The 17,388-nt window shown below is 42.9% G+C and carries 16 protein-coding genes and 2 tRNA genes; 10 read left to right on the top strand and 8 right to left on the bottom strand.

Annotated features, from left to right (window positions below; genetic code table 11):
* Nucleotides 1–51: 51 nt before the first annotated feature.
* On the bottom strand, nt 52–2,403 hold the full coding sequence (locus AC5EUN_RS00625; RefSeq protein ID WP_493352124.1) for a Tex family protein: 2,352 nt from the start codon (nt 2,401–2,403) through the stop codon (nt 52–54).
* A 336-nt stretch (nt 2,404–2,739) separates the two neighbouring features.
* Between AC5EUN_RS00625 and ompR the strand changes: the two genes are divergently transcribed.
* The 4 genes from ompR to AC5EUN_RS00605 all read left to right on the top strand — a co-directional run bounded on the left by ompR (nt 2,740) and on the right by AC5EUN_RS00605 (nt 7,476).
* Nucleotides 2,740–3,504: an osmolarity response regulator transcription factor OmpR gene (ompR, locus tag AC5EUN_RS00620; protein ID WP_004691545.1), complete on the top strand. Its 765-nt coding sequence runs from the start codon at nt 2,740–2,742 to the stop codon at nt 3,502–3,504.
* Nucleotides 3,505–3,742: 238 nt separating this feature from the next.
* On the top strand, nt 3,743–5,203 hold the full coding sequence (locus AC5EUN_RS00615; RefSeq protein ID WP_493352123.1) for an ATP-binding protein: 1,461 nt from the start codon (nt 3,743–3,745) through the stop codon (nt 5,201–5,203).
* A gap of 206 nt (nt 5,204–5,409) precedes the next feature.
* Nucleotides 5,410–6,927, top strand: coding sequence for a succinyl-CoA:acetate CoA-transferase ScpC (scpC, locus tag AC5EUN_RS00610; protein WP_339422057.1), 1,518 nt, complete (start codon nt 5,410–5,412; stop codon nt 6,925–6,927).
* Nucleotides 6,928–7,056: 129 nt separating this feature from the next.
* Nucleotides 7,057–7,476: a GNAT family acetyltransferase gene (locus AC5EUN_RS00605; RefSeq protein WP_234954528.1), complete on the top strand. Its 420-nt coding sequence runs from the start codon at nt 7,057–7,059 to the stop codon at nt 7,474–7,476.
* A gap of 10 nt (nt 7,477–7,486) precedes the next feature.
* Here AC5EUN_RS00605 and AC5EUN_RS00600 read toward each other — a convergent pair whose 3' ends face one another.
* The 4 genes from AC5EUN_RS00600 to AC5EUN_RS00585 all read right to left on the bottom strand — a co-directional run bounded on the left by AC5EUN_RS00600 (nt 7,487) and on the right by AC5EUN_RS00585 (nt 9,234).
* Nucleotides 7,487–8,239, bottom strand: a complete 753-nt coding sequence (locus tag AC5EUN_RS00600) for a class I SAM-dependent methyltransferase (RefSeq protein WP_493352122.1) — start codon at nt 8,237–8,239, stop codon at nt 7,487–7,489.
* 142 nt (nt 8,240–8,381) lie between these two features.
* Nucleotides 8,382–8,457 (bottom strand) — tRNA-Phe (locus AC5EUN_RS00595).
* A 137-nt stretch (nt 8,458–8,594) separates the two neighbouring features.
* Nucleotides 8,595–8,670: transfer RNA gene (locus AC5EUN_RS00590), tRNA-Phe, on the bottom strand.
* Nucleotides 8,671–8,856: 186 nt separating this feature from the next.
* The gene (locus AC5EUN_RS00585; RefSeq protein WP_004691552.1) at nt 8,857–9,234 is read right to left on the bottom strand and encodes a GNAT family N-acetyltransferase; all 378 of its coding nucleotides are present in this window, start codon (nt 9,232–9,234) and stop codon (nt 8,857–8,859) included.
* Between the two features lie 92 nt (nt 9,235–9,326).
* Between AC5EUN_RS00585 and hisB the strand changes: the two genes are divergently transcribed.
* The 5 genes from hisB to hisA all read left to right on the top strand — a co-directional run bounded on the left by hisB (nt 9,327) and on the right by hisA (nt 12,863).
* Nucleotides 9,327–9,920, top strand: coding sequence for an imidazoleglycerol-phosphate dehydratase HisB (gene hisB / locus AC5EUN_RS00580; RefSeq protein ID WP_004691554.1), 594 nt, complete (start codon nt 9,327–9,329; stop codon nt 9,918–9,920).
* Nucleotides 9,920–10,537, top strand: coding sequence for an imidazole glycerol phosphate synthase subunit HisH (gene hisH / locus AC5EUN_RS00575; RefSeq protein WP_004691555.1), 618 nt, complete (start codon nt 9,920–9,922; stop codon nt 10,535–10,537). The genes hisB and hisH overlap by 1 nt, the downstream gene beginning before the upstream one ends.
* Nucleotides 10,538–10,826: 289 nt before the next feature.
* Entirely contained in the window at nt 10,827–11,291 is a 465-nt protein-coding gene (locus AC5EUN_RS00570) for a DUF805 domain-containing protein (RefSeq protein ID WP_004691556.1), read from the top strand.
* 95 nt (nt 11,292–11,386) lie between these two features.
* Nucleotides 11,387–12,052, top strand: coding sequence for a 3'-5' exonuclease (locus tag AC5EUN_RS00565; protein ID WP_493352486.1), 666 nt, complete (start codon nt 11,387–11,389; stop codon nt 12,050–12,052).
* 79 nt (nt 12,053–12,131) lie between these two features.
* A complete protein-coding gene (gene hisA, locus AC5EUN_RS00560) occupies nt 12,132–12,863 on the top strand; it encodes a 1-(5-phosphoribosyl)-5-[(5-phosphoribosylamino)methylideneamino]imidazole-4-carboxamide isomerase (RefSeq protein WP_004691558.1) in 732 nt (243 codons plus the stop codon).
* Nucleotides 12,864–12,934: 71 nt separating this feature from the next.
* Here hisA and AC5EUN_RS00555 read toward each other — a convergent pair whose 3' ends face one another.
* Nucleotides 12,935–13,483, bottom strand: coding sequence for a helix-turn-helix domain-containing protein (locus AC5EUN_RS00555; protein WP_110974194.1), 549 nt, complete (start codon nt 13,481–13,483; stop codon nt 12,935–12,937).
* Nucleotides 13,484–13,574: 91 nt separating this feature from the next.
* Here AC5EUN_RS00555 and AC5EUN_RS00550 point away from each other — a divergent pair, with 91 nt between their 5' ends.
* Entirely contained in the window at nt 13,575–14,474 is a 900-nt protein-coding gene (locus tag AC5EUN_RS00550; protein ID WP_493352121.1) for a DMT family transporter, read from the top strand.
* A 71-nt stretch (nt 14,475–14,545) separates the two neighbouring features.
* On the opposite strand, the gene AC5EUN_RS00545 is transcribed toward AC5EUN_RS00550, so the two are convergent.
* Nucleotides 14,546–15,958, bottom strand: coding sequence for an NAD(P)/FAD-dependent oxidoreductase (locus AC5EUN_RS00545; protein WP_493352120.1), 1,413 nt, complete (start codon nt 15,956–15,958; stop codon nt 14,546–14,548).
* 40 nt (nt 15,959–15,998) lie between these two features.
* On the bottom strand, nt 15,999–17,342 hold the full coding sequence (locus AC5EUN_RS00540) for an APC family permease (protein WP_493352119.1): 1,344 nt from the start codon (nt 17,340–17,342) through the stop codon (nt 15,999–16,001).
* Between the last annotated feature and the right edge of the window lie 46 nt (nt 17,343–17,388).

Here is a 17,388-nt window from a genome sequence, read left to right as displayed (position 1 = left end):
ACCATAAAAAAACCTCCCAATCGGGAGGTTTTTTTATTCAAATCTTAAAGATTATTTCGAACCTTTAATGCCTGCTTGAAGTAACAATGCACCTAAACCGCCAATTTTATTTTCTTGAGGTTTAGCCGTTTGCGGCTTCTTGTTTGTTTGAGCACGTTCGCCTTGCGGACGTGCTTGTTGTGGACGTTTACCTTGTGGTTTACGTTCACTACGCTCTGTATTTTCACGACGTGGTTGACGTGGAGCTTTAGACGCTTCAGCACCTTCCGGACGCATCGACAAATTCACACGATTACGCTCAGCATCTACAGTGAGTACACGTACTTGCACAATTTGCCCCGGCTTCACCACTTTATGCGGATCTGCAACGAATTCATTGGCCAACTCTGAAATATGAACTAAACCATCTTGGTGTACACCAACATCCACAAAAGCACCGAAGTTCGTCACATTGGTCACGACACCTTCAAGCTGCATGCCTTCAGTCAGTTGCGCAACTTCGGTAATGTCTTCACGGAATTTTGCTGTACGGAACTCTGGACGTGGATCACGACCTGGTTTTTCCAGTTCAGACAGTACATCTTGAATGGTTGGTAAACCAAATTTCTCATCTGCAAATTCTTCAGCATTCACTTGGCGAATGATTTCAGAGTTACCAATAATATCTTTCACTGTCGTCGCTTTCGCTTCAACAATTTTACCGACCAGCGCATAAGACTCTGGGTGAACAGCAGAAGCATCCAGTGGCTCTGAACCATCTTGAATACGTAAGAAACCTGCCGCTTGTTCAAAAGTACGCTCGCCTAAACGTGGCACTTTCTTCAAATCTTGGCGGTTGTCAAAACGGCCATTTTCTTTACGAAAATCGACAATTTGCTGCGCAATCGACTTATTCAAACCTGCGATATAACCCAAGATAGCAGATGATGCAGTATTAACATCCACACCCACTGAGTTCACACAGTCTTCAACAACTGCTTCAAGGGTTTTCGCTAAACCAGTTTGGTTTACATCATGTTGGTACTGACCTACACCAATCGATTTTGGATCGATTTTCACCAGTTCAGCCAATGGGTCTTGTAAACGACGTGCAATCGACACTGCACCACGAATCGACACATCTAACTCTGGTAACTCCGCAGAAGCCAATTCAGATGCTGAATAAACCGATGCACCCGCTTCTGATACAGAAACACGTGTCAGTTTTAAATCACTGTTTGCAGCCATCATTTCAGCCACAACGCTTTCTGTTTCACGGCTTGCTGTACCATTGCCAATGGCAATCAGGTCAACATTAAACTCGCGGCATAAACGGGCAAGTTCTGCAATTGAACCCGCTTTATCATCTTTGGGTGCAAATGGATAAATCGTGCTATGTGTAAGTACATCACCCGATGCATTCACCACAGCCAATTTCACCCCTGTACGGATACCAGGGTCCACACCTAGGGTTGTACGTGCACCCGCGGGTGCAGACAACAGCAAATGACGTAAGTTTTCAGCAAAAACATCCATTGCTTCAGATTCAGCTGCAAGACGTTTTTCAGTGAGCAACGAATGTTCGATACTTGGACGAACCTTACCTAACCAGAACAATTTAGCTGTTTGTTTTAAATAGTCTTGACGTGCTTGCGGCTGTGCAGTTTCAAGGCTGTATTCATTTTCAATACGCGCCACTGGTGCATCATCTTCGCCATCAACTTTTAAACCTAAAACGTTTTCTTGACGGCCACGTAACATAGCCAATAAACGGTGTGACGGGACTTTATTTAAATTTTCAGAAAAGTCGAAGTAATCGCGGAATTTTTTGCCAACTTCTTTTTTCTCATCACTTGCCACTAAACTTTTTAAAGTGGCTGTTTTTGCAAACGTGGCCTTAAGTTCAGTGGTCAGTGCAATATTCTGCGCCCAGTCATCAATTAGAATATGTTGAATCGCATCCAACTGACTTTCTAGATCTGGATAGTCTTCATGGCTAAAGCCTGCCAATGCATCAGCTGGATCAACCGCTTCTGCAAAGATTTTCTCTGCAATCGGGCCTAAGCCTGCTTCTTTGGCTTTAAATGATTTACTGGTCCGTTTTGGACGGTACGGTGCGTAAATTTCTTCTAAGGCATTTTTAGTTTCAGCAGCATTTACACGTGCCAATAAATCATCAGACAATTTGTCTTGTTCTTTTAATGATTCGATTACCTTGTCGCGACGTTCAAATAAGTCACGTAAATAAGCCAAACGTGTATCGAGCTGACGTAACTGCGCATCATCTAAGCCTTGCGTGACTTCTTTACGGTAACGCGCAATAAATGGAACGCTAGCACCTTCATCAATCAACTTGATGGCAGCCTCGATTTGATTTGGACGTACGGCAATTTCTTTTGCCAACTGCTGAACTAAGTCAGTCATCGTATGTGATCCCACAAGGATATGTACTAAAAGCCATGATTATAAAGACCGAGACTATAAAATCCACAACTGTTTTTATTAATTTAATGGCTTAAATGTGACATATTTCAGGCAAATTTCATAAATCCATCTCATTTTCAGTGTTAAATCTTATTTTTAGGTATTCTTTGCCATTTTTTTCTATGGGCTAAGATGTATACATTTGGTATCTATGTCTTGATTTTACCTGCAATATTTGTTGCTTTAGAGCATAGTAAAGACATACAAATGAGTCGTATACTCAAGACTATCCCGACTTTTGTTTACGATGACAATAAAGAATAAAGGAGCACTTCAATGAGTTTAGTTGTACCTGCTGAAAAAACAGATGCTGTACATAGCGATGCAGATCGCGTTGAACGCATTTTAGTGGTAGATGACGATGTGCGTTTACGTACGCTACTCCAACGCTTTTTAGAAGATAAAGGTTTTGTGGTGAAAACAGCGCATGACGCAACCCAAATGGATCGTCTCTTACAACGCGAACTGTTTTCACTGATTGTGCTCGACTTCATGCTCCCTGTTGAAGATGGTTTAAGCATCTGTCGTCGTCTACGCCAATCCAATATTGATACGCCTATTATTATGCTCACCGCACGTGGCAGTGACTCAGACCGTATTGCAGGTCTAGAAGCGGGTGCAGATGACTATTTACCGAAACCATTTAATCCAAATGAGTTGTTAGCACGTATTCGCGCCGTACTGCGCCGCCAAGTGCGTGAAGTTCCAGGTGCACCAAGCCAACAAATGGAAGTGGTCAGCTTTGGACCATGGTCACTTGATTTATCAACACGTACCCTAACGCGTGAAGGTCAAGTTGTAACCCTAACTACAGGTGAGTTTGCGGTCCTGAAAGCCTTGGTACAACATCCACGTGAGCCTTTGACTCGCGACAAATTGATGAACCTTGCGCGTGGCCGTGAATGGGGTGCAATGGAACGTTCGATTGATGTTCAAGTATCGCGCCTACGTCGTCTTGTGGAAGAAAATCCTGCTCGTGCACGTTATATTCAAACGGTTTGGGGTGTAGGTTATGTGTTCGTTCCAGATGGCGCGGAATAATAAGCTCCAATAATGTAAACGTTCACCGAACTTATTGTCCCTAAAAGCCATTCGCTGCTGTTTGATCCAATTTTACTTTCAAGGCTCGTCAACTTTATTGCGAGTTCAGCGAATGGCAAAAATTTTGATTACTTTTTAAAAAGTAACAGAATGAGCTCCTTCTATTACTGATAAAAACGCTAAGACTCTGCTGTATCTTTCAGTAATATTGATAAAAAATAGTCCACAGGAAGCTGGCGTGAAACTCGAACCCATCGACCCTCAAAAATTTACAGATTACGAAGCGTATTCAGAACGGAAACGCACACGTTGGGAACGCTTTTTAGATAAAATCAAGCCGCGTTCTGCTGCCATGCGTACCACCGTACTGGTACTCTTCATTGTATTTTTTAGTTTATTTATGTCCTTGTGGTTCTTTTGGCGCACCTTATATCTTCCAGAAATTCAACAACATGCTCGTTATCTTGCTGTTGAAATAGAAATTCTCAACAACCCCGATTTACGGATTTATCATCAAAATACTGAAGTCGATGTCGATGACTGGCTAAGAAGCCGCGTCGGGATTGAATACGTCACCGATCCCAAAGAATATCCCAATGTTAAAGATAAGGTGATTGCCGAGTTCTTTACCAACCAAATTGAAGCTAAGCTGGCCAAAGAATTAAAAGTCGAACATGCCACAGTATATTTCCAGTTTAAACCCAGCCCACGTATTTGGATTCAAACCCCTGAAATGAACGGTAACTGGGTCCGAGAACCACTGAAAACTTATGCCAACTACAGCCCTGAGCTAATTTTCGGCTGGCTACTTGGCGTACCCCTTATTGCAGCAGCCATTATTTTAACCTTGGTTCGTCAGCTCAATCGCCCGCTGCGTCGTCTGCAAAATGCTGCCAACAGTTATAGTAAAACAGGCACAGCACCGTATTTAGAGACCAATCACGGCCCTCAAGAAATTCGCGAGGTCAACCAAGCGTTTAATCACATGATCTATACCCTTGATCAGACTGAACGTGACCGCCGGATTATGCTGGCGGGGATTTCACATGACTTACGCACCCCACTGACCCGTATTCGACTCAGTGCAGAAATGATGCCCGATGATGATTTTTTAAAAGAAGGGCTGATTTATGATGTCGAGGACATGGATGCGATCTTAAATCAGTTCATTTCCTATATGCGCGACGGTTCAGATGAGGAAATCCAAGACACCGATTTAAATATGTTGTTACAAGAATTGGTGGTGCAGTTCAAACCTCTAGATATTCGTTTTGACGCAACAGAACTCCCCATTATTCAAGCACGCAGTTTATCTCTCAAACGCCTAATCGGTAATCTCATCAATAATTCAAAACGTTATGGTGCTGAACCTATTGAACTCTCCGCAACACTTGAAAATGAACACATTTTAATTAGCGTAGCGGATCATGGCGAAGGGATCCCAGAAGACCAAATTGAAGAGCTCATGCAACCTTTTGTCCGTGGTAATGAAGCCCGAACCGTACAAGGTAGTGGCTTAGGTCTCGCGATTGTGAAGCGAATTGTGGATATTCATCAAGGCAAATTGATTATTCATAATCGGGAACAAGGCGGACTTGAAGCAATTATTTCGCTACCTCTTCATCACAATCAAGATGTTGAAATTTCCAGCAACAATCCACTCGAAAAATTAAAGCAAACCTTGGTTGAGCATTTTTAAACTTTGTACAATAGTTGATCAAACGATTTTGTTCAACTATTCAACAATTTAATTTTACCAAATATATTTCAACCACTTACAAATCATCAGAATCCCTTATACCCACATTTTTTCAAAAAATTAGACCTTAGCCTAACAGGTATGCACAATGTCGTTCTTGATCGGTACAATCGGTGCCAGATCCAGAATATTAACGAGAGTAAACCATGTCTTTAGATCGTATCCGTTTAGCTTCACTTCACGATAAAGTCATCAGTGCGGAAGAAGCGTCTGCTTTTATTGAAGATGGCATGACTGTAGGTATGAGTGGCTTCACTCGTGCTGGCGAAGCGAAAGCTGTACCTTTGGCATTGGTTAAACGTGCACACACAAATCCTTTAAAAATCACATTAATTACCGGTGCTTCTTTAGGTAATGACCTAGACAAGCAATTGACTGAAGCGGGTGTATTGGCACGTCGTTTACCGTTCCAAGTGGACAACACTTTACGTAAAGCCATCAACAATGGCGAAGTGATGTTCATTGACCAGCACTTGTCTGAAACTGTTGAGCAAATGCGTAATCTTCAGTTGAAAAAGCCAGATGTAGCGATTATTGAAGCAGTTGCGATCACGGAAGATGGTGGCATCATTCCAACAACCTCGGTAGGCAACTCTGCAAGCTTCGCAATTTTTGCAGAAAAAGTAATTGTTGAAATCAATACCAACTTAAGCCCTGCATTTGAAGGCTTACACGATATTTACATCCCAACTTACCGTCCAACACGCCAACCAATTCCATTGACTCAAGTGGATGAACGTATTGGTACGCACGCGATCAATATCGATCCTGCAAAAATCGTGGGTATCGTCATCAACAACGACTTACACGACTCTCCATCAACGGTAACTGCGCCAGATGATGAAACTCAAGGCATTGCAGACCACTTAATCGCTTTCTTTGAAAAAGAAGTGGCTGAAGAGCGTCTACCGAAAAACTTAGGCCCATTACAAGCAGGGATTGGCTCAATTGCCAATGCTGTACTCACAGGCCTTAAAGATTCGAACTTCGAAGACCTTGTCATGTACTCAGAAGTGCTGCAAGACTGTACCTTTGAGTTGATTGATGCAGGTAAAATGAAGTTTGCTTCAGGTTCTTCAATTACTCTTTCGGCTAAATACGGCGAGAAAGTATTTAATAACCTTGAAGCGTACAAAGATAAATTGGTTTTACGTCCGCAAGAAATTTCGAACCACCCTGAATTGGTTCGTCGTTTAGGTATTATCGGCATCAACACTGCGCTTGAATTTGATATTTACGGTAACGTAAACTCAACTCACGTTTGCGGTACGAAAATGATGAATGGTATCGGTGGTTCAGGTGACTTCGCACGTAATGCACACTTGGCAATCTTCGTAACCAAATCAATTGCAAAAGGTGGCGACATTTCTTCAATCGTTCCATTTGCATCACACGTTGACCATGCAGAGCACGACGTAGACATCCTTGTAACTGAACAAGGTTTGGCTGACCTGCGTGGTTTAGCACCGCGTGAACGTGCTCGTGCGATTATCGACAACTGTGCACACCCACTGTATCGTGATGCATTAAACGACTACTTCGATCGTTCATGTGCAAAAGGTGGTCATACACCTCACCTTCTACGTGAAGCGTTGTCTTGGCATTCTAACTTTGAAGAAACAGGCCACATGCTTCCTGTTCAAGCAGAAGCAAAATCTGCTTAATTTAAAGTTTAAAAAAAGCGCCCTCTTGGGCGTTTTTTTTATGTCTGATGAAAAGTGCAATAAAACACTTATCAAAATAAAAAAACTCAACTAATCTAAAGGCATCCAAAAAATAAAAATGCTAAGCTCATGTTCATTATTCGCCCCTATATCGAAACAGATTTAGAAGACGTCATTGCACTTTGGGAGTTATGCGACCTCACTCGCCCTTGGAACAACCCTGAAATTGATATTTTTAGAAAAACCGCACAAAAAGATGGTTTATTTTTACTGGCCGTTAAAGATGAACAACTCATCGCCACATTGATGGGTGGTTATGATGGCCATCGCGGCTGGATTAATTATTTGGCAGTACATCCACACTTTCAACGCAATGGGGTCGCAACCGCACTTATACAGCAGCTCGAGAAGCGCCTGATTGCGTTAGGTTGCCCCAAACTACAACTGCTTGTACGTAAAGAAAACATCGACGTGCAAAGCTTCTATGAGCAACTGGGCTATGAGGAAATCGAAGTCGTATGCTTTGGTAAACGTCTGATTGCCGATTAAGCTCAGACACTCAATGCGCCGATCCAGGTAGACGACCCAATCTTAAAAAAATTGGAAATTTAAGCTCAAAAACTTGGTTCGCGTGATCATCCAACGCAAAGAATGCTTTGAACTCATATAAGGGGTCATCTGAATTTTTTGCTCGATAATGTTTCAGTGCAGACCATGTATTTAAATAATCCAACAATTGAGCAGCAGACCATTGAAATAACATCGACAATTCAGACGTCGCTATTTCCTCAAAGGGAAAAGGAATGGTTTGATAGGCCTCGTCGATATAACGTCGTTCGGCATCCCAATAGCCTTTCAAAGTCTTAAAATAAAGTCGTTCAATACAGCCCTGTAACTCAGGTTGCTGCAGCTGAATTAAACCATAGCCAATGACCGCCAAAATGCCATCAGGTCGTAAAGTCCGCCGCACTTCTGCATAAAAACCATCAAAATCAAACCAATGAATGGCTTGAGCCACCGTGATTAAATCAAAACTCTGCTCGGCAAAACTGGTGTGCTCTGCAGACTGAACTTGATAACTAACATTTTCAAAATAAGGTGCATGTTGTAACTGATGCACACTGATATCTGTCGCCACCACGGCATCAAAATGCGGCGCCAACAATTGAGTTAATTGCCCCGATCCTGCACCACAGTCCCACGCAAATTGAGGAGTTACTACATGCTTGAGTATTTCTTGAATCAAACTCGCTGGATAACTCGGACGTACGAGTTGATAAAGCTGACTTCCCGATGAAAAGCGGTCTTTCATAAGCCATTCTCAGTCTTATTTTTGACTCAAAATTAGCACATTTTCCATTAACTAAAGCATGATGTTGTTCAACATCTTATACAATCCTACTTTTCATGAGACAAAAAAAAGCCCCAAACATTGTTTGAGACTTTTTTGAATATGGTGGCGAGACCCAGGATCGAACTGGGGACACACGGATTTTCAATCCGTTGCTCTACCTACTGAGCTATCACGCCGATGCCGTGTATTAAGCCGTATCTCAGATGAATAGTCAATAAAAATCATCACTTTTTTTATTTGATCGAATAAATTTCAGGCAAAAAAAATCCCTGATGGGATCAGGGATTGAAATCTTTGAATAAGATTTTGAATATGGTGGCGAGACCCAGGATCGAACTGGGGACACACGGATTTTCAATCCGTTGCTCTACCTACTGAGCTATCACGCCGATGTCGCGTATTAAACAGTTTAAGCGAAGCAGCGTCAAGTCCGTTTTCAAAAAAATCATTTGAGTGTTTACTTTTACAGCAAGCCTAGCACCATTCGTACATTTTTTGAGTCATTCTTTACACCTAAAGCGCATCACCATGGCGATTCATGAATAAAACCAGCCCAAAGACTGCTTTAAAAAAGCTTAAATTTTACCAATGTGCTCTAAGCAACGGTGAATTGCACCACAGCCCGGTTCGAACACTTTCACACCTTTAGCTTCTTCCATACGACAAACTTCTTCAACCAGCCGCTCCGCAACACCTCGTCCACGGTTTGCAGGATGTACTACGATGTATTCTAAGGTTTTATTTTCACCCTGCCCACTACACCAAATGGCGCCAATGACTTTAGTATTAAATTCTGCGGTGTAAAGTAAGGTATACTGAGCTAGATTTTGCTCAAGTTGTTCTACGGCATCATGCCCATCGCCAAATTCAGGACTAGTGTCGTACAGTCGCTCTAGCTGGCTGCGCAACTCTTCTTTTTCCAGTGAAGTATAAGCGTGTACGGTAATAGGCATTGATAAACCCTCCTGAGCAATCTAATATGCGGTGACTTCGTTACGGCGAAACATTTTACATCAATTATTTGACGTCTTTGAGGAACGTGTCTATGACAGAACGTATCAGTGAAGTGGTAAGAAATACCAACGAAACCAAAATTCGAGTTCGTGTAAACCTCGATGGTACGGGTCAAGGCACGCTCAACACAGGTATTCCCTTTTTAGATCATATGATTGATCAAATCAAGCGACATGGCTTATTTGATATTGATATTGAATGTGATGGCGACTTGGAAATTGATGATCACCACACGGTTGAAGACTGTGGTATCACGCTTGGACAGGCTTTTGCTAAAGCTTTAGGTGACAAAAAAGGTTTACGTCGTTATGGTCATTTTTATGCACCGTTAGATGAATCTTTAAGCCGTGCTGTGGTGGACTTATCTGGCCGTCCAGGTTTATTTATGGATATTCCATTTACCCGTGCCATGATTGGTCGTTTTGATGTGGATCTATTCTCTGAGTTTTTCCAAGGCTTTGTGAACCATGCGCTCATGACGGTACACATTGATAACCTGAAAGGTAAAAATAGCCATCACCAAATTGAAAGTGTGTTCAAAGCGTTTGCGCGTGCACTTCGTATGGCCTGTGAAATTGACCCACGTGCAACCAACACCATTGCTTCAACCAAAGGTAGTTTGTAATGACCCGTATTGCCCTTCTTGACTATGGTATGGGTAACCTACACTCAGCAGCAAAAGCGCTTGAGCATGTTGGTGCAACAGTCGATGTAACCAATGACCCCAAATTAGTGGCTCAAGCTGATAAAATTGTGTTCCCCGGCGTAGGTGCTATGCGTGACTGTATGCAAGGCATGCATGAAGCAGGGATTGATGAAGTCGTTCGCCATGCGGCATTTAATAAGCCTGTATTAGCGATTTGTGTGGGTATGCAAGCGCTGATGCAACGCTCTGAAGAAAATGGCGGAGTGGATGCTCTCGGTATTTTTGAAGGCAGCGTGAAACGCTTTCCTGATGTAGACGGCTTGAAAGTCCCGCATATGGGTTGGAACCAAGTTCATCAGGCTGATCCGAGTCATCCAATGTGGAAAGACATTGAGCAAGATGCACGTTTCTACTTCGTGCACAGCTTCTATGTTGAACCGAAGAACTCTGGCATTGTGGCTGCAACTTGTGACTACGGATTAGAGTTCTGCACAGCCATTCATCAAGAAAATTTGTTTGCGACCCAATTTCACCCTGAAAAAAGTCATACCGCAGGTTTGCAACTGCTGAAAAACTTTGTGGAATGGAAAATTTAATTTATTCCAGCTTTTGTTTGATTGAAAAAGCTCAACTTCGGTTGGGCTTTTGTTTATCCAAAATTGATGCATCTAGACTAAAAATAAATCAGAAACAGCTTAAGTAAATGAGGCGTGTGATCCCACTCCTGTGCCTTTCAATGTATAAAATCTTTGCTTTACAGCAGACTAGTGTACTCAAGATGGCTGAGATGCCTTTTCATTGTCACCAAATTTGATTATGCTTTGCCTGCTTTTTAGACATTTTTATTTATAAAAAACTTAATTTACAACGATAAGGTAAGTCACTATGACTCAATATGCACAAGAATCTGCGCTGAATGCCGCAGGTCGTTTCGGACGTTTTTCATACCTAGCATGGAACTGTCTACTTGCCATTGTAGCGTCAATTATTCTTGGTATTTTCATCGCAATCTTTCCTAATACATTCGTGAACTTGGAAACAGGCAACTTCGGTGGCGGCATGATTTTTATCGTCCTGATTTATGTTGCGCTGATGTACTTCACGTTTGTATTTACTATTCGTCGCCTACATGACCGCAACCATACGGGCTGGTTATCACTGTTGATGTTGGTGCCTCTTGCCAACGTGATCCTAATGCTTTACCTGATTTTCGCACCAGGCGATGATCGTAGCAACAGCTATGGCTCACCACGCCCAACCGCAGGCTGGGAAGCCGTTTTGGCATGGATTTACATCCTGATTTTCGTTTTAGCGATTATCGGCGGTATTGCGGCTGGTTTTATGTCCTAAAATCACCTGTGCAAAACAGCCTGCCTAGGTCGGCTGTTTTGCTAAATCAACGCAAAAGCTTTAGGCTTAAGCAACAGTGGCATAGTTAAAGCATGATGGATTCTTCTTTTCAACACATCCTTCCCAGCAAAGTCGAAATTCAACAATTTCCTCGTTTTCAAAATTTGCCAAAACAAGCAATTCATGTCATTCAAAACTTCGAACAGTGTGAAGCAATCCGTGCTGAACTGGAACAGGTTTCCATCTTCGGTTTTGACAGCGAGTCCAAACCGACCTTTCAAGTGGGAGAAGTTTCCACGGGTCCGCATCTCATTCAACTGGCTAGCGTCGAGCATGCTTATTTGTTTCAAATGAGTCCACCCATTTTGAACTTCCTTGCGCCATTTTTGGCGAATCCCGCCCAACTCAAAGTGGGCTTTGGTTTAAAAAATGATGCCCATCTATTCCGCAAAAAAGGTTTTGAGCTCAAAGGCGTGGTTGAGCTGTCAAAATGCTTTGCAAGCTTTGGTTTGACCAACCCTGTCGGCATTAAAAATGCCATCGCCCTGCTGTTTCAACTCAACTTCCCGAAAAGCAAAAAAGTCAGCACTTCAAATTGGGCAAGGAAGATACTCACGCCTGAACAAGTTGACTATGCCGCTGCCGATGCCTATGCCGCGTTGTTGGTTTTTGAAGAATTGCGGCATTTGGAACAACTACCGAAAGAGATTTTGCAAAAACTGGAAAATATCATAAAACCTCCTCGTCATGAAAAGCTGTAACAGGTGCTTAGAAAATTGCCAATACTTTGCTAAGATGACTGACATTGATTTTATTTAAGATTTGGCTAGGAGCGAAAGCATGCTGATCATCCCTGCAATTGACCTGAAAGATGGCAAATGTGTTCGTTTAAAACAAGGTCGTATGGAAGACGATACGGTTTTTTCTGATGATCCTGTTGCAACTGCACAGCACTGGGTAAATGAAGGCGCGCGTCGCTTACATTTGGTCGATCTAAATGGTGCTTTCGCGGGTACGCCAATTCATAAACCTGTGGTTGAAGCGATTGCTCGCGCACAACCTGAGCTGCCCATTCAAATCGGCGGCGGTATTCGCTCACTAGAAACCATCGAACACTACCTAGAAGCGGGTGTGTCTTTTGTCATTATTGGCACCAAAGCAGTTCAAGACCCTGAGTTTGTTGAAGAAGCTTGTAAGAAATTTGCAGGTCATATCATTGTCGGGATTGATGCCATGAATGGCATGGTGGCCACCGATGGTTGGGCCAATGTGACCGATGTGAAGGCAACTGATTTGGCCAAACGTTTTGCCGATGCAGGCGTATCAAGCATTGTCTATACCGACATTGCACGTGACGGCATGATGCAAGGGGTCAATGTTGAACAAACCGTTCAACTGGCACAATACTCTGGCCTACCTGTGATTGCATCAGGTGGTGTGACCAACCTTGATGACGTACGTAACCTCAAAGGTCAACCTGGTATTTTAGGTGCAATTACTGGTCGTGCGATTTACGAAGGCAGTTTAAACCTACGTGAAGCACAATTGCTATTAGATGAACAATCGCTCTAACTGTAGAATTTAAAAAAGAGGTCTATTGACCTCTTTTTTATGCATTAAATATCAGTTTGAAGATCTGCTTCTTAATAAATTGCATTACGAATAAACTTTAACGATACATTGCCACGGTTGATATATTGGTATTCAATGGCACTCGAAAAAACGATCGACTCTCCTACACCCAAGACTTTCATGTCGCCTGCCAAATCCAAAGTTAGTTCACCCTCCATCACATAGAGCATCTCACGCCAGCCTTCTGGGTCAGGTTCAGCACTATAGTGTTCATTTGGAGCAAGTACCCATGTCCATAGCTCTACTTTTTGTGTCGCTGCCGCTGAAGCCATTAATTTTGCTTCACTGTGTGCTTGTGTGCCCTGCCAAGCCAAAACGTTCACCACCGCTTGCCCTTGCTGTTCAGGCGCAGCAATAATTTGTACAAAATCGACCTCAAGCACATCGGCTATCAAGCTGAGCTTTGCCAGACTAATATTGTCCTGCCCAGATTCAACCCCAGCTACCATACGACGGCTTAATCCAGCTAAATCAGCGAGTTGCTGCTGACTCAGGCCTTTTAAACTTCGATAATGACGCACATTTTGGCTGACGTGTTGTAGCACCGCAGGAGAGTTCATACAGATAAATCAAAAAAAATATTGAGCAATATATTGCACATAAAAACAAACCATGACAAGCTATGTGCAATATATTGCACATTAGTTTTTTATGTTGAATACTCAGCTCGGTTCTAAAGCGCCTGTGATTGCGCTGATTCTCATTACTTTTATTTGGGGCGGTACCTTCTTGGCCGTGAAATATGCCTTAAATTTTAGCTCCCCCATGTTCTTTGTCGGTTGTCGTTTCGCCTGTGCCGCGACCATTATTGGCTTATTTTCCTATCAGCATTTAAAACACATCACCCGACAGGATCTGTGGGCAGGTGCACTCATTGGCTGTATGGTCACGATTGGCTATGGCACACAAACGGTCGGACTACAAACAGTCAGTAGCAGTGAATCTGCCTTTTTAACGGCACTGTATGTCCCCCTAGTCCCCCTACTATTGTGGTTGATCTTTCGTAAAGTGCCCCATTTTATGATTTGGATTGGTGCACTCTGTGCGTTTGTAGGCTTAGTCCTGCTCACAGGCAATAGTCTGAACTCAATCTCATTGAATTTTGGCCAGACCTTAACCCTGCTCGGTGCAATTGCTATAGCAATGGAAATTATTTTGATTGGTTATTTTGCCCCAAAAGTTGATATTGGTCGGGTGACGGTCATTCAACTGGCGGTTGCCTCTGTGCTCGCCTTTGCATCCATGCCACTGGCTGGTGAGCAACAACTACCTGCTTTTTCATGGCCATTATTAGGCATTGCTTTTGGATTGGGGCTTGCCAGTGCTGTGATTCAATATGTCATGAATTGGGCACAGCGCTCAATCAACCCATCACAAGCAGCGATTATTTACGCAGGAGAGCCTGTGTGGGCAGCACTATTTGGGCGCGTTGCAGGAGAACGTTTAGCACCACTGGCTTTGTTGGGCGGTCTCTTGGTGGTGTTTGGCATTATGATGAGTGAATGGAAACCCAAACTGTTGAAATCAAAAAAAGAAGCTGAACAGCGCTAATTTAACGTTCAAATGCGGTGTCTGCTGAGTCTAAACATAAATTGTATAGATTCAGCAGCACAAGTTCATGTTTAGAACGATACCATCTTACCCGGATTAATCATTGCTCCTAAACCATACATACTTTTGGCAATTGGAATCACTAACGGTGCCAATGCCCGACCAAAAGGAATGTTCTGATGTTGAATTCGGGTCAACATATTAAAATCATCACATTGACCACAGAAATCATCGGCAATCGCTTTACCAATACGTACCGTTTGCGCAACACCATGCCCACTCCAGCCCTGTACGGCATAAATGGGATATTGATGACCAAATTTTCTACTGTCTGCCGCACCATTAACGGTTAAATCTGTCGTTCCACTCCACACAAAGTCAAGTGCCACCTGCTCTAGCTGAGGAAATACATGCTGAATACGTCCCAGCAAATAGTCATGGGTTTGTTCAGGACTCCAACACGAGCCAGTGCCTTCGCCCCCAAATAACAATCGGTTTTTTGAAACGCCACGGTAGTAGTCAATTTGAAATTGCGTATCGTATACGGGCAGATCCGTCGGCAATAGTTCTTTCAAATCTAATGCTAAAGGTGCTGTGGTACAGACGTAAGTATAAAAAGGAATCGTAGTTTGATTACGTTCTTCTAATAGTTTAAATGAAGCATGGTGTACAGCCATCACCACGCTTTTACGTGCTTTAATCACCCCTTGCGCTGTGGTCACATAAATACCATCAGCACGTTCCTGAATCGACTGCACTTCTGTTTGCTCATAGATGCTACCGCCCTTTTGGCAAAAGCCATACGCCAAACCACGTGTCAATGCTAAAGGATGAATATGTCCACCTAGATGATCCAATAAGCCGCCAAAATAGTTATCCGATTGCACATGCTCTCGTAATTCCTCTTGGGTCAGCATTGAGGTATTTTTTTCATCTAAGTACTGACGTGCTTGCATGCCTTCACGCAAGGCATCTAAATGCCCTGGGTGTACTGCGGCCGTTAGATGTCCACGTTTACGTTGTAAATCTAAATCATATTTTTCAGTAATGTCATCAATCAAAGTCATGGCTTCAGTTGAGGTAAAGTGCCATAACTTTTTTGCCTCTTCAAAGCTGAAGTGCTCGATCATGGTTTCGGCTTCCCAACGTGCCAATCCCGGTGTGAGTTGCCCACCATTGCGCCCTGAGGCAGCACTGCCCACTCGGTTCTTTTCAACCAAGACCGTATCTACACCCTGCTCCGACAAATGCAGTGCTGCCGAGGTTCCCAGTAAGCCACCACCTATCACTACGACATCACATTCGATATCTGCATTTAAAGCATCAAACTCATGCCATACATGCATTGAACTTTCATAGTAATTGGCAGGATGATCAAACGCACCACGTTGCGGGTTTAACCAATTCCACTCTTTGCCGCTTTGTACAGCAAAACTGGCTTTGTATTCAACGTCATCTACAAATGTCGGTTTATTCATATTCATTTCATTTACACTCAATATCTATCTCATTTTCATGCAGGGTTTAATATGCATTTCCAATCACAATGTTTTGTCTTTTCAATTTCTTATAAATAAATAGACCAATGCCTATCGCCAGCCAAGAGCAACCAAAAATTAGCGCATTTCGTTCTAAATTGACCCAAAGGCAAAGCATCACCAATACAGATAACAAGGGAAGAATCAAATTGAGGCATTTGTTTTTAATGCCTTGGGTTTGTTTTTCCAACAGATAGAACTTCACAAAAACTGAGAAATTCACCGCCGTAAAGGCAATCAAAGCACCGAAGCTAATCATGCTGACCACCGTCGCAAGATCTAGAAAAATGGCCGATAGCGAAATCAGGCCAATACTTAAGACGGCATAAAGTGGCGTACCTAATTTTGCATGGAGCTGCCCAAAGGTTGCTTTGGGGAAAATGCCATCTTTCGCCATAATATGAATCAGACGTGAAGCACTGGCATGAGTGGCTAAACCTGAAGCGAAGGTATTCATGATTTGGGCACATAAAAATACGGCTTGGAAAAGTGCTCCCCCCACATAGAGGACAATTTCAGGTAAGGCTTCGTCAGGGTTGTTAAAACGCACATTGCTTGGAAAATACAGCTGGATAAACCATGAGGCACTAATAAAAATTCCGCCCCCGAGCAACGTGGTAAGCAGCACGGCACGTGGAATATTCTTTTGCGGATCTTTGGTTTCATGGGACATGGTCGTGACCGCATCAAAACCCAAAAATGAAAAACATAAAATCGATGCACCCGCAATCAAAGGCAAAACAGAACTGTCTCCATTAAACAGCGGGGCTAAAGTCAGTACATGATCATAGCCTTGTTCAGAACCCACGCCTTGAATGACTAGATAGATAAATAAAACCATCAACAGCAAGGGCAAAAGCACAAACACCAAACTCAAGTTCGCCAAAATATTGACTCGAAAGCAGTTAATCAAGGTGACTAAACCTGTAAATAAAATCACCCAGACCCAATAAGGTACACTCGGAATCACAGCTTCTAAGTAAATACTTGCCAGTAAGGCATTCACCAAAGGCAACAAAATATAATCTAGCAGTGAACACCAGCCGACAAAAAAGCCGGCTTTGGCTCCACACGACTGTGCCGTGTAGTTATAGGCAGAACCTGAGTCACCACTGATTCGGCTAAAACGTGCATAACTAAATGAGGTCAGTAACATTGCAACCAACGCCAAAATATAAGCCAATGGCACACGCCCATCGGTGATCCCAGACACAATCCCAAAGGTATCAAACACGACCATCGGGGTCATATAGGCCACACCAATAATGACCACTTGCCATAGTGACATTTTCTTTAAAGAAAAATCTGCATTTTTCACCGAAATCACCATCTTTCATTTTTTAATCTAGTGATTTTGGTTTTTGCAACAACTATGC

Source organism: Acinetobacter sp. CAU_H_S170_2 (genome assembly GCF_058890445.1).
The sequence above is the reverse complement of the archived record's forward strand: the minus strand, read 5'-3'. Positions and strand labels throughout refer to the sequence as shown.